Source organism: Kribbella sp. NPDC051770, assembly GCF_040681455.1.
Taxonomy (GTDB): domain Bacteria; phylum Actinomycetota; class Actinomycetes; order Propionibacteriales; family Kribbellaceae; genus Kribbella.
In genome coordinates, this window is the sequence record NZ_JBFAYT010000013.1 from 133,149 (window position 1) to 145,560 (window position 12,412).

A 12,412-nucleotide genomic window follows, 5' to 3' on the forward strand; every position below is an offset into this window, starting at 1 on the left:
CCTTCCGGTGGATGGGGGCATCAGGCAAACAAAAAACCTCCCGCAAGGTGCGAGAGGTCTGCGCGCTCAGGTACTGCTGCTGAGCGCGCCTAGCCAATAATGACCCGGAAGTTCTTCATGACATTTTTCAGTCTGCCACAGCAGGTCGTGACCAGGCCGGAATGTCTCGAAAAGCGAACATCCAGTACGGCGTGCAGTACTACGGCGTGCGCCGCAGTCCAGGTTTCACGCGGTGAGCGACCATTCTGGGGTGTCCCAGGCGGTGTAGAAGTCGTCGCGATCCAGGGCCCGCAGGCCCCACTCGTCGCGGTCGAGGGCCTGGTCGGTCAGCGCACCCTGCTCGTCCTCGAGCCGCTGCCACCAGTACCGGGTGATGGTGCCGTCCTCGCTGACGTGCAGCTCGCGGACGACGACCCACTCGCGCTCGTGCCAGACCGCCTCGAACAGGCGGTCGGTCCCGTCGGCGTCGGCCTTGGCGCCGAACGTGCGCGCCGCCGTGCCCCGGTCCAGGTCGCGGATCAGCTCGACCGAGGCGCGAAACGCCGCCCGGGTGTCGTCTTCCCACTCCCGCACCCGGGCGAGTTCCGCGTAGTACCGCTCGACGTCGTCCGGTAGGTCGCTCATGGCCGCGACCCTACCGAACCGACCTGAAGGAATTCTGTGAAACCGGTCAGCAGATCCGGGTCATCCAGCCGTGGGTGTCCTTGGTGCGCCCGTACTGCAGGTCGAGCAGCGCGCTGCGGACCGCCGCGGTGACCGGGCCACCGTTGCCGTCGGCGACCTGGACCTCGCCGCCGTTCCACTTCAGCGACGCGACCGGGGTGATCACGGCCGCCGTACCGCAGGCGAACACCTCGCTGATCCGCCCCGACGCGGCACCGTCGCGCCACTCGTCGATCGAGATCTTCCGCTCGGTGACGGTGTGCCCGAGGTCGGTGACCAGCTTCAGGATCGAGTCCCGGGTGACGCCCTCGAGGATCGTGCCGGACAGCTCGGGGGTGACCACGGAGCCGTCGTCGAGCACGAAGTACAGGTTCATCCCGCCGAGCTCTTCGACCCACTTCTTCTCGACCGCGTCCAGGAACGCGACCTGGTCACAGCCCTGCTCGATCGCCTCGGCCTGGGCCAGCAGCGACGAGGCGTAGTTGCCACCGGTCTTGGCCGCGCCGGTCCCGCCGGGGGCCGCGCGGGTGTACTCCTCGCTGAGCCAGATCCGGACCGGCTTGACGCCCTTGGCGAAGTACGAGCCGGCCGGGGACGCGATCACGCAGTACGTGACCTGCGCGGACGGGCGGACGCCGAGGAACGGGTCCGAGCCGAACATGAACGGCCGCAGGTACAGCGAGGTCTCGCCGCCGCCCGGAACCCACGCCTTGTCGATCTCGACCAGCTTGGTCAGCGAGTCGAGGAACGCCGCCTCCGGCAGCTCCGGCAGCGCGAGGCGCTTCGCGGAGCGGTTGAACCGGGCCGCGTTCGCGTCCGGGCGGAAGGTGTGGATCGAGTCGTCGGGGTGCCGGTAGGCCTTCATCCCCTCGAAGATGGTCTGGGCGTAGTGGAACACCGAGGTCGCCGGAGACAGCTCCAGCGGCCCGAAGGCGGTGATCCTCGCGTCGTGCCAGCCGTTTTCCCGGTTCCAGGTGGCGATCGCCATGTGGTCGGTGAAGTACTGCCCGAATCCCGGGTTCGCCAGGATCGAGGCGCGCTGGTCGTCGCTGGCCGGTTGGGTGTTGGGCTCAACGGAGAACTGCAGATCGGCGCTCATGAGCGCACCGTACCTCTCGATGCAGTGGTCAGGCGAGCGCCGCAGACAGCGCCCACCCGACCGCCGGAGCGTGCTGTCCGGCAGTCGAGCGAAGACATCTCATCACCCGGCCGCGCGCTTGGCGATCGCGTCACCGATCTCCGCGGTGGACCGGGTCCCGCCGGCGGTGCGCTCCTCGATGTCCGCGGTCACCGCGGCCTCGATCGCCGCCGCGGCCTCGGTCAGCCCGAGGTGGTCGCAGAGCAGCGCCGCGGACAGGATCGCCGCGGTCGGGTCGGCCTTCTGCTGGCCGGCGATGTCCGGCGCGGAGCCGTGCACCGGCTCGAACATGCTCGGCGCGGTCTTGTCCGGGTTGATGTTGCCGCTCGCGGCCAGCCCGATACCGCCGCTGATCGCGGCCGCCAGGTCGGTGATGATGTCGCCGAACAGGTTGTCGGTGACGATCACGTCGAACCGGGCCGGGTCGGTGACCAGGAAGATGGTCGCCGCGTCCACGTGCAGGTAGTCGACGGTGATGTCCGGGAACTCGGTCGCGACCGCGTCGACGGTCCGCTTCCACAGGTGCCCGGCGTGCACCAGCACGTTGTTCTTGTGCACCAGCGTGAGCTTCTTGCGCGGCCGGGCCTGGGCCCGCGCGAACGCGTCCCGGACGACCCGCTCCACGCCGTACGCCGTGTTGACGGAGACCTCGGTGGCGATCTCGGCCGGCGTCCCGACCCGCAGGGCGCCGCCGTTGCCGACGTACGGGCCCTCGGTGCCCTCGCGGACGACGACGAAGTCGACCTCGCCCGGGCTGGCCAGCGGCGAACCCACCGACGGGTAGATCTTCGACGGGCGCAGGTTCACGTAGTGGTCGAGGGCGAACCGCAGCTTGAGCAGCAGACCACGCTCGAGTACGCCGGACGGCACGGTCGGGTCACCGACCGCACCGAGCAGGATCGCGTCGTGCTGACGGATCGCCTCCAGCTCGGTGTCCGGCAGCGTCTCGCCGGTCGCGTGCCAGCGCTTCGCGCCCAGGTCGTACTCGGTCCGCTCGAACGTCACGCCGTGCACCGCGCTGACCGCGTCGAGCACCTTGAGTGCCTCGGCGGTCACCTCGGGGCCGATCCCGTCGCCACCGACGACGGCCAGCGTGAAGTTCTTCTGAGTGCTCACTTCTTGGGTTCTCCCCCGTTGTCGCGGCGGTTCATGGCTTCTTGGACAGCTCTGGCCTCGGCCGCGGTCTCGCTCGACGCGCGTGGCCGGCGACGCCGGGCCGCCTTGCGCTCGCGGCCGTCGATCGCGGGCCAGTTGGCTGGGTACATGTCGTACATGCTGCTCCTCCCGGAAAAGGGGATTGCGGGCGGCAGGGTGTCTCAGAATTTACTCTGACGTCCGACTATTTCACCACAATGCGGGCACTCTGTCCCGAAATGTGAGATACCAGTGACAGTGCTGGACCGAAGCTGTGCAACTCTCAACCGGTGAGCGCTCCTCCAGAACTGCCGCCGCTGGTGTCGGCGGCCCTCAGCCTGTCCGGCCGGCGCGGTTTCGTGTCCTCGACCCGCAACGAGACCGGCCGGCTGCTCGCGACGCTGGCGGCGTCGCGTACCGGTACGGTCGGCGAGCTCGGCACCGGCTGCGGCGTCGGCTCGGCCTGGCTGCGCAGCGGCGTAGCCGAGGGCACCAAGATCGTCACCGCCGAGAGTGATCCCGAGCTGGCCAAGGCGGTGGCCGAGCTGTTCGCCGCCGACGAGCGGATCGAGGTCGTCGAGGCCGACTGGACCGCGCTGATCGAGCGCGGCCCGTTCTCGCTGCTGTTCGTCGACGCGCGCGAGGCCAAGCTGTCCGCGCGGGACGTGGTCGCGGAGGTCGTCGAGCCCGGCGGGTTCGTCGTACTGGACGACTTCACTCCGTCGGCGGTATGGCCGCCGATGTACGAAGGCAGAGTCGACACTCTTCGGCAGGAGTGGCTGATGGACAGCAGGTTCACGACGGTAGAGGTGATGGTGGCGCCGGACGCTGCCGTACTGCTGGCAACCAGGCGGTAGACAAACAGGTGGGCCCGAGCCACGCCTCCCGGGTGGGAGGGGCTCGGGCCCTGGCCGGCCGCCATGCGCCTGCGGGCGGCAGGCCGGTCCTGCCTTTCCAGTGTGACGGTCTCCTGGGGTCAGTGCTCCCCCAGGAGTGTCACAGTCCTGCTCAGGCCTCCAGGTCCACCGTCCGCGCCGTGTCGGCCTGTACGGCGGACGCGATGTCGTCCAGCTTGGCCGGCGGGATCGAGGAGTCGACGCTCAGCGCGACCAGCGCCTTGCCGCCCTTGCGGTCCCGGCTGACCTGCATGCCCGCGATGTTGATGTCGGACTCACCGAGGATCCGGCCGACCGCACCGACGATGCCCGGGCGGTCCTCGTAGCTGAGGAACGCCAGGTGCGCGGACAGCTCGATCTCCAGGTCGAACCCGTCGATCTCGACCAGCCGCTCGGACTGCTTGACGCCGACCAGCGTGCCGGAGACCGACACCTGCCCGCCGTCGGCCAGCGTGCCGCGCAGGGTGATCAGGTTGCGGTGCTCCGGGCTGTCGTGGTCGGTGACGAGCCGGACCTCGAGGCCCCGCTCGGCGGCCAGCAGCGGTGCGTTCACGTACGACACGTTGTCCTCGACGACGTCGGCGAAGACACCCTTCAGCGCCGCCAGCTCGAGCACCTTCACGTCGTACTGGGTGATCTCGCCGCGGACCTCGACGTCGAGCTGCTGCGCGACGCCGCCGGCCAGCGCGGTGAAGATCCGGCCCAGCTTCTCGGTCAGCTGGATGCCCGGGCGGACCTCCTCGGCGATGACGCCGCCCTGGACGTTGACCGCGTCCGGGACCAGCTCGCCGGACAGCGCGAGGCGGACGGACTTGGCGACCGCGATCCCGGCCTTCTCCTGCGCCTCGTCGGTGGACGCGCCCAGGTGCGGGGTGGCCACGACGTTCTCGAACTCGAACAGCGGCGAGTCGGTGCAGGGCTCCTTGGCGAACACGTCCAGCCCGGCGGCCGCGACCCGGCCCTCCTTGAGCGCGGAGTACAGCGCCTGCTCGTCGACGATGCCGCCGCGGGCGGCGTTGACGATGATCACCTCGGGCTTGACCTTGTGCAGCTGCTCGTCACCGATCAGGCCGATCGTCTCCGGCGTCTTCGGCAGGTGCACGGAGATGAAGTCGGACGCGGCCAGCAGCTCGTCGAGCGAGGCGAGCCGGACGCCCATCTGCGCGGCGCGACCGGCCTGCACGTACGGGTCGTAGGCGATCACGTTCATGCCGAAGGCGGCCAGCCGCTGCGCGACCAGGACGCCGATCTTGCCCAGGCCGACGATGCCGACGGTCTTCTCGAACAGCTCGACCCCGGAGTACTTGCTGCGCTTCCACTCGCCGTTCTTCAGCGACTGGTCGGCGGCCGGGACCCGGCGGGCCGCGGCCAGCAGCAGCGCGACCGCGAGCTCGGCGGCGGACACGATGTTCGAGGTCGGCGCGTTCACGACCATCACCCCGGCCTGGGTGGCGGCCTTGACGTCGACGTTGTCGAGGCCGACACCGGCGCGGGCGACGACCTTGAGCCTCTTGGCCGCGGCCAGGGCCTCGGCGTCGACCTTGGTGGCGCTGCGGATCAGGATCGCGTCCACGTCGGCGATCGCGGGGATCAGCTCGGCGCGGTCGGCACCGTTGGCGTGCCGGATCTCGAAGTCCGGCCCGAGGGCCTCGACGGTGGCGGGAGACAGCTCTTCGGCGATCAGGACGACGGGTCGGGTGGCGTCAGTCATGACAGACAACTCCTGCTGGAAGCGGTAGGGGGCTCGAAAAGATCAGAGCACCGCGCTGTGCCCGCTGAAATCGATGCTACCAAACGCCGAGGGTGACGCTCAGTCGGTGTCACACCCTGAACGGTTGGCCAGCGTCTGAGCGCCGTCGATCCGCAACCGCTGCTGCTCACGGACCAGGTGGTACCGGATCCGCAGCTGCGCGCAGGTCTGCCCGTTCGCCTGCGTGCTGGTCGGCGAGAACAGCACCGTGAACATCATGTCGGCATCCGCGTCGCTGGCCGCCCCCGACGCCGCGACCTTGTCGATCACCGCACCGAACGCGTACGACGTACCGTGCTTGCTCGCGTCGACCTTCGCCGAGCTGCGGCTGCGCAGCCGGGTCGAGTAGGTGGTCTGCATCGCCGTGAAGTCGTGCTGGTTGAGCGCGTCGAGGTACTCACCGAGCGCGGTGCTCACCTCCCCCGCCAGCGGCGTGTTCGCCACCGCGAGATCGGGCTCGACCGGCGTCTGCGGCCCGCGGGACTGGCAGGTCTTGACCGGCTCCGGGAACAGACCGGTGACGTTTCGCGCGAACGGCAACGCCGCGGTCGGAACGATCTTGCCGGCGGCAACGGTGTCGCCGGTGAACACCCCGATCAGCCGGCCCTTCCGGTCGACCACGGGCGCACCGAGCGCACCCGCGTCCACCACCCCGGCGAGCTCCCTCGGCTGCTCCGCGGTACCGGCCGGGACCACCACCTGCTCGCCGCCCAGGTCGTAGGCAACCACCGCCCGTTCGGCCTTCGGGTCGGGCACCTCCTGCTCGACACCGGCCGTCGGCTTGTCCACCGGCCCGGCCATCGACAGCAGGGCGACGCCGTCCGAGGTGCTCCCGTTCACCGTCGCCCGCCGGACCGCGCCGTCCTGCAGCAGCACCGCCACCGAGATCGGCGACCGGATCGCCGACGCCGCGGTCAGCACCAACCCGCCCGGCAGCAGGACGCCGGACGCCTGCCCGGTGCCTTCGCAGGTGGTCGCCAGGACCCGTACGACGGCGGGGCCGACGGCTTCCTGCACGTCCTTGGTGTCGAGGCTCAAGCTGTCGGCCCGCACCAGCCACCCGGCGGCCGCGCCGAGCACGAGCACGAACACCACCAGAGGAAGCACAAAACGAGGCCGGAACCTGGGTGGCAGCTCGTCGCCGCCGGCGCCGCCGGCCGCGGCGACGGCCGCGCGGCGGCGCGGCTCGATCGTCGTCCGGGGACCACTCGGCTCGGGTGCGTTCTCCGCCGCCCAGCTCGGGACCCGGCGCGGCGGGCGCGGCAGCTCGCGGCGGCCCTGCTCACCCATCGCCTGCCCTCCCCTGTCCGGTCCAGTCCCGATTCTGTCAGAACGGACGGACGCCCGGGTCACTCAACGTGACCCGGGCGTCCGGTACGGCGTACGGCTGGATCAGCGCGCCGCGGTGCCCTCGACGTAGTCGTCGGCGTCGTGCGACTTGACCCACGCCATCAGCGCCCGCAGGTCCTTGCCGACGGCCTCGATCGGGTGCGCCTCGCTGGCCTTGCGGAATGCGGCGAACTCCGGCGCGCCGGCGTCCTGGTCGGTGATGAAGCGGTCGGCGAAGGTGCCGTCGACGATGTCGTTCAGCACGTCCTTCATCCGGGCCTTCACCGACGCGTCGATGATCCGCGGGCCGGAGACGTAGTCGCCGTACTCGGCGGTGTCGGAGACCGACCAGCGCTGCTTGGCGATGCCGCCCTCGTACATCAGGTCGACGATCAGCTTGAGCTCGTGCAGGCACTCGAAGTACGCGACCTCCGGCTGGTAGCCGGCCTCGGTCAGCGTCTCGAACCCGGCCTGGACCAGCGCCGAGACACCACCGCAGAGGACGGCCTGCTCACCGAACAGGTCGGTCTCGGTCTCCTCGGTGAAGGTGGTCTTGATGCCGCCGGCGCGCAGGCCGCCGATGCCCTTGGCGTAGGCCAGCGCGAGGTCCCACGCCTTGCCGGTCGCGTCCTGCTCGACGGCGACCAGGACCGGGACGCCCCGGCCCTCGGAGTACTCGCGACGGACCAGGTGACCCGGGCCCTTCGGGGCGACCATGAAGACGTCGACACCGGCCGGGGGCTTGATGTAGCCGAACCGGATGTTGAAGCCGTGGCCGAAGACGAGCGCGTCGCCGTCGACCAGGTTCGGCTCGATGGCCTCCTTGTAGAGCGCCCGCTGGGCCGGGTCCGGCGCCAGCACGACGATCACGTCGGCCTCCTCACAGGCCTCGGCCGGCGAGACGACGCGCAGACCCTGGGCCTCGGCCTTGGCGCGGCTCTTGGAGCCTTCCGGCAGGCCGACCCGGACGTCGACGCCGGAGTCGCGCAGCGACAGCGCGTGGGCGTGGCCCTGGGAGCCGTAGCCGAGGACGGCCACGTGCTTGCCCTGGATCACCGACAGGTCGGCGTTGTCGTCGTAGAACATCTCTGCTGCCACTTCTACTTCTCTCCTCTGAAATGTTTGTTTTTCAGTTCGATTGTCACCGGACAGCAGGGCGGTGGCCCGGCGGAGGTCCAGGAACTGGATGGCTGGAAGTCGCCATCTGAGCGGCCGGGCGGGCCTGCAGCGCCGGGGCGCCGTCGGCCACGTGCGGCGGCGGGACCGGGACCGGGCGCAGCGAGCGGTCGGAGATGGACCGGCCACCGCGGCCGATCGCGACCATGCCGGACTGGACCAGCTCGCGGACGCCGAACGGCTCCAGCACCCGCATCATCGCCTCGAGCTTCTCGGGGTTGCCGGTCGCCTCGATGGTGATCGCGTCCGGGGCCACGTCCACCACTTTCGCACGGAAGAGCTGGACGGTCTCCAGCACCTGCCCGCGGGTCAGGGTGTCGGCCTTGACCTTGACCAGCACCAGCTCGCGCTGCACGGTCTGGGTCGGCTCCAGCTCGACGATCTTGATCACGTTCACCAGCTTGTTCAGCTGCTTGGTGATCTGCTCCAGCGGCTGCTCCTCGACGCTGACCGCGATCGTCATCCGGGAGATCTCCGGGTGCTCGGTCGGGCCGACCGCGAGCGAGTCGATGTTGAAGCCGCGGCGCGAGATCAGCGCCGCGATCCGGGCCAGCACACCGTGCTTGTTCTCGACCAGGATGCTCAGCGTGTGCTTGCTCATTACAGCTCCTCCGAGTCCCAGTTCGGGGCCATGTCGCGGGCGATCTGGATGTCGTCGTTGCTGGTGCCGGCGGCAACCATCGGCCAGACCATCGCGTCGCGGTGCACGACGAAGTCGACCACCACCGGCGCGTCGGTGACCGCCATCGCCTTCTCGATGGTGGCGTCGACGGAGTCGCGGTCGGAGCAGCGCAGACCGACCCCGCCCATCGCCTCGGCCAGCTTGGCGAAGTCCGGGATCCGGGCCGAGTGCAGGTCGGTGTTGGAGTAGCGCTTGTCGTAGAACAGCGTCTGCCACTGCCGGACCATGCCCAGCGACTGGTTGTTGATCACGGCAACCTTGATCGGGATGCCCTCCAGTGCGCAGGTGACCAGCTCCTGGTTGGTCATCTGGAAGCAGCCGTCGCCGTCGATCGCCCAGACGGTGGCGTCCGGCCGGGCCACCTTGGCGCCCATCGCGGCCGGCACCGAGTAGCCCATGGTGCCGAGGCCGCCGGAGTTCAGCCAGTTCAGCGGCTTCTCGAACGGCAGGTAGTGCGCCGCCCACATCTGGTGCTGGCCGACGCCGCTGGTGTAGACCGCGTCCGGCCCGGCGATCTGGCCGATCCGCTGGATCACGTACTGCGGGGAGAGCGTGCCGTCGTCGGGCTCGTCGTACCCGACCGGGTACTTGGCCTTCACCGAGTCGAGCAGGTTCCGCCAGGCGGTGTAGTCCGGGGTCTTGCCGTTGCTGGCGATCTCGGCCTTCAGCGCGCCGATCAGGTCGCCGATCACCTCCTTGCAGTCGCCCACGATCGGCACGTCGGCGGCCCGGTTCTTGCCGATCTCGGCCGGGTCGATGTCGGCGTGGATGACCTTGGCCTCCGGCGCGAACGACGACAGCTTGCCGGTCACCCGGTCGTCGAAACGGGCGCCGAGCGCGATCAGCAGGTCCGAGCGCTGCAGCGCGCCGACCGCCGAGACCGAGCCGTGCATGCCCGGCATCCCGAAGTGCAGCTCGTGCGTGTCGGGCAGGGCGCCGCGGGCCATCAGCGTGGTGACCACGGGGATGCCGAGCAGCTCGGCGAGCTCCTTCAGCTCGGCCGAGGCCTTGGCCCGGATCACGCCGCCGCCGACGTACAGGACCGGCTTCTCGGCGGCCGCGATCAGCCGGGCCGCCTCGCGCACCTGCTTGGGGTGCGGGCGGGTCACCGGGCGGTAGCCGGGCAGCGACAGCTCGGTCGGCCACTGGAAGTCCACGGTGGCCTGCATCGCGTCCTTGGTGACGTCGACCAGGACCGGGCCGGGCCGGCCGGTGGCGGCGATGTGGAACGCCTCGGCGATCGTCGAGGCGATGTCGTTCGGGTCGTTGACCAGGAAGTTGTGCTTGGTGATCGGCATCGTGATGCCGCGGATGTCGGCTTCCTGGAACGCGTCGGTGCCGATCGAGGCGCTGGCCACCTGGCCGGTGATCGCCACCATCGGGACCGAGTCCATGTAGGCGTCGGCGATCGGGGTGACCAGGTTGGTCGCCCCCGGGCCCGAGGTCGCCATGCAGACGCCGACCTTGCCGGTGGTCGACGCGTAGCCCTGGGCCGCGTGCCCGGCGCCCTGCTCGTGACGTACCAGGATGTGGCGGATCTGGGTCGAGTCGAGCATCGGGTCGTACGCCGGGAGGATCGCGCCGCCCGGAATGCCGAAGACGGTGTCCACCCCGGCGTGTTCCAGTGCGCGGATCAGAGCCTGTGCCCCGGTCAGCTGCTCACTCATGAGTGCCTTCCCTTGTCCAGTCACGATGTTGGCTTGCTCGCGACCGATCCATCCTCGCTCGTCTGGCCTTCGGCCAGGGCTTCTGGGTCCCAGATAGTCGCCCTGGCAACAACGGTGCCAATAAAAAGGCCCCTTCTGCCGGGTTGGCTGAAGGGGCGCGCTCGACTCGGTGGTCGCGTCAGTCGGCGCGCCGCACAAGTACGAGGAGAATCGATCGCATGCAGGTAACAGTCGCCGACCGGCGGCGATCTGGTCAAGTTCCCCGCTGAGTTGTCTCATTTCCTGAGATGACTGTCCTAGATACAGACAGCGCCTTCCGAGGCGGAGCCGACCAGGCGGACGTACTTGCCGAGTACACCGCGGGTGATCGCGGGCTCCTTCGGTGACCAGCCCACCTTGCGCCGCTCCAGCTCGTCAGCTTCAACGTGCAGCTCCAGGGTCCGGTTACGCACGTCGAGGGTGATCCGGTCGCCGTCGCGGACGAAGGCGATCGGTCCACCGTCGACGGCCTCCGGGGCGACGTGGCCGACGCAGAGTCCCGTCGTACCGCCGGAGAAGCGGCCGTCGGTCAGCAGCAGCACGTCCTTGCCGAGGCCGGCGCCCTTGATCGCGCCGGTGACGGCGAGCATCTCGCGCATCCCGGGACCGCCCTTCGGCCCCTCGTACCGGATCACCACCACGTCACCGGCCTGGAGGGTGCCGTCCTCGACCGCGTCCATCGCGCCACGCTCACCGTCGAAGACCCGCGCGGTGCCCTCGAACACGTCGGAGTCGAACCCGGCGCTCTTCACCACCGCGCCCTCGGGCGCCAGCGAGCCGCGCAGGATGGTGATCCCGCCGGTGCCGTGGATCGGCCGGTCGATCGCCCGGATGATCGTCCCGTCGACGTCCGGCGGCGCGATCTCGGCCAGGTTCTCGGCCATCGTCTTGCCGGTGACGGTCAGGCAGTCGCCGTGCAGCAGACCGGCGTCGAGCAGCGCCCGCATCACCACCGGGATCCCGCCGACCCGGTCGACGTCGGTCATCACGTACGCGCCGAACGGCTTCAGGTCGCCCAGGTGCGGGACCTTGTCGCCGACCCGGTTGAAGTCGTCGAGGGTGAGCGCGACGCCGGCCTCGCGGGCGATCGCGAGCAGGTGCAGTACGGCGTTCGTCGAGCCGCCGAGCGCCATCACCACGGCGATCGCGTTCTCGAACGCCTCCTTGGTGAGGATCTGGCGGGCGGTGATGCCCTTCTCGAGCAGACCGACCACCGCCTCGCCGGACTTGCGGGCGAACCCGTCGCGGCGCCGGTCCACCGCGGGCGGCGCGGCCGAGCCCGGCAGCGACATTCCGAGCGCCTCGGCCGCCGAGGCCATCGTGTTCGCGGTGTACATCCCGCCGCAGGCGCCCTCGCCGGGGCAGATCGCGCGCTCGACGGCGTCCACCTGCTCGCGGCTGATCAGCCCGCGCGCGCAGGCGCCGACGGCCTCGAACGCGTCGATGATCGTCACGTCCTTGTCGCCGAGCCGGCCGGGCATGATCGACCCGGCGTACAGGAAGACGCTGGCCAGGTCGAGCCGCGCGGCGGCCATCAGCATCCCCGGCAGCGACTTGTCGCAGCCCGCGAGCAGCACCGAGCCGTCCAGCCGCTCGGCCTCCATCACGGTCTCGACCGAGTCCGCGATGATCTCCCGGCTGACCAGCGAGTAGTGCATCCCGACGTGACCCATCGAGATCCCGTCGGAGACGCTGATCGTGCCGAACTCCAGCGGGTAGCCACTCGCGGCGTGCACCCCGTCCTTGACCGCCTTCGCGAGCCGGTCCAGCGACAGGTTGCACGGGGTGATCTCGTTCCAGCTGGACGCGACGCCGATCTGCGGCTTGGCCCAGTCGTCGTCACCCATCCCGACCGCGCGCAGCATCCCGCGCGAGGCCGTGGCCTCCAGCCCGTCGGTGACCGTACGACTCCGCGGCTTGATGTCAGTCATGCCCCTG

Annotated in this window: 10 protein-coding genes and 1 pseudogene; 1 reads left to right on the forward strand and 10 read right to left on the reverse strand. The window is 69.9% G+C overall.

Annotation, left to right across the window (positions count from 1 at the left end; genetic code table 11):
- Positions 1 to 225: 225 nt before the first annotated feature.
- From AB0M01_RS33235 to AB0M01_RS33250, 4 genes are all read right to left on the reverse strand, one after another.
- Positions 226 to 624 (reverse strand): hypothetical protein, encoded by a 399-nt coding sequence (locus tag AB0M01_RS33235; RefSeq protein WP_363676439.1) that lies wholly within the window; start codon positions 622 to 624, stop codon positions 226 to 228.
- A gap of 46 nt (positions 625 to 670) precedes the next feature.
- Positions 671 to 1,762: a branched-chain amino acid aminotransferase gene (locus tag AB0M01_RS33240; protein WP_363676440.1), complete on the reverse strand. Its 1,092-nt coding sequence runs from the start codon at positions 1,760 to 1,762 to the stop codon at positions 671 to 673.
- A 102-nt stretch (positions 1,763 to 1,864) separates the two neighbouring features.
- Positions 1,865 to 2,917, reverse strand: a complete 1,053-nt coding sequence (locus AB0M01_RS33245; RefSeq protein ID WP_363676441.1) for a 3-isopropylmalate dehydrogenase — start codon at positions 2,915 to 2,917, stop codon at positions 1,865 to 1,867.
- A complete protein-coding gene (locus AB0M01_RS33250) occupies positions 2,914 to 3,075 on the reverse strand; it encodes a hypothetical protein (RefSeq protein ID WP_363676442.1) in 162 nt (53 codons plus the stop codon). The genes AB0M01_RS33245 and AB0M01_RS33250 overlap by 4 nt, the downstream gene beginning before the upstream one ends.
- A 150-nt stretch (positions 3,076 to 3,225) precedes the next feature.
- On the opposite strand from AB0M01_RS33250, the gene AB0M01_RS33255 reads away from it, so the two are divergent.
- Positions 3,226 to 3,792 carry a class I SAM-dependent methyltransferase gene (locus AB0M01_RS33255; RefSeq protein WP_363676443.1) on the forward strand — a complete coding sequence of 189 codons (567 nt, stop codon included), beginning with the start codon at positions 3,226 to 3,228 and terminating at the stop codon, positions 3,790 to 3,792.
- 151 nt (positions 3,793 to 3,943) lie between these two features.
- On the opposite strand, the gene serA is transcribed toward AB0M01_RS33255, so the two are convergent.
- The 6 genes and pseudogenes from serA to ilvD form a co-directional block, all read right to left on the reverse strand.
- On the reverse strand, positions 3,944 to 5,542 hold the full coding sequence (gene serA / locus AB0M01_RS33260; protein WP_363676444.1) for a phosphoglycerate dehydrogenase: 1,599 nt from the start codon (positions 5,540 to 5,542) through the stop codon (positions 3,944 to 3,946).
- Between the two features lie 99 nt (positions 5,543 to 5,641).
- Complete coding sequence (locus AB0M01_RS33265) at positions 5,642 to 6,871, reverse strand: serine protease (RefSeq protein WP_363676445.1); 1,230 nt, start codon at positions 6,869 to 6,871, stop codon at positions 5,642 to 5,644.
- A 102-nt stretch (positions 6,872 to 6,973) separates the two neighbouring features.
- Complete coding sequence (gene ilvC, locus AB0M01_RS33270; RefSeq protein WP_363676488.1) at positions 6,974 to 7,996, reverse strand: ketol-acid reductoisomerase; 1,023 nt, start codon at positions 7,994 to 7,996, stop codon at positions 6,974 to 6,976.
- A gap of 187 nt (positions 7,997 to 8,183) precedes the next feature.
- Positions 8,184 to 8,687 (reverse strand): annotated as a pseudogene (gene ilvN, locus AB0M01_RS33275) (acetolactate synthase small subunit); the annotation flags it as partial.
- Positions 8,687 to 10,714, reverse strand: a complete 2,028-nt coding sequence (locus AB0M01_RS33280; RefSeq protein WP_363676446.1) for an acetolactate synthase large subunit — start codon at positions 10,712 to 10,714, stop codon at positions 8,687 to 8,689. The pseudogene ilvN and the gene AB0M01_RS33280, both read right to left, overlap by 1 nt.
- A 17-nt stretch (positions 10,715 to 10,731) precedes the next feature.
- Positions 10,732 to 12,405, reverse strand: a complete 1,674-nt coding sequence (ilvD, locus tag AB0M01_RS33285; protein WP_363676447.1) for a dihydroxy-acid dehydratase — start codon at positions 12,403 to 12,405, stop codon at positions 10,732 to 10,734.
- Positions 12,406 to 12,412 lie beyond the last annotated feature (7 nt).

Coding starts and splice junctions, on each gene's coding strand:
- AB0M01_RS33235 (WP_363676439.1), bottom strand. CDS start 624: ATGAGCGACCTACCGGACGACGTCGAGCGGTACTACGCGGAACTCGCC.
- AB0M01_RS33240 (WP_363676440.1), bottom strand. CDS start 1,762: ATGAGCGCCGATCTGCAGTTCTCCGTTGAGCCCAACACCCAACCGGCC.
- AB0M01_RS33250 (WP_363676442.1), bottom strand. CDS start 3,075: ATGTACGACATGTACCCAGCCAACTGGCCCGCGATCGACGGCCGCGAG.
- serA (WP_363676444.1), bottom strand. CDS start 5,542: ATGACTGACGCCACCCGACCCGTCGTCCTGATCGCCGAAGAGCTGTCT.
- AB0M01_RS33265 (WP_363676445.1), bottom strand. CDS start 6,871: ATGGGTGAGCAGGGCCGCCGCGAGCTGCCGCGCCCGCCGCGCCGGGTC.
- ilvC (WP_363676488.1), bottom strand. CDS start 7,996: ATGTTCTACGACGACAACGCCGACCTGTCGGTGATCCAGGGCAAGCAC.
- AB0M01_RS33280 (WP_363676446.1), bottom strand. CDS start 10,714: ATGAGACAACTCAGCGGGGAACTTGACCAGATCGCCGCCGGTCGGCGA.
- ilvD (WP_363676447.1), bottom strand. CDS start 12,405: ATGACTGACATCAAGCCGCGGAGTCGTACGGTCACCGACGGGCTGGAG.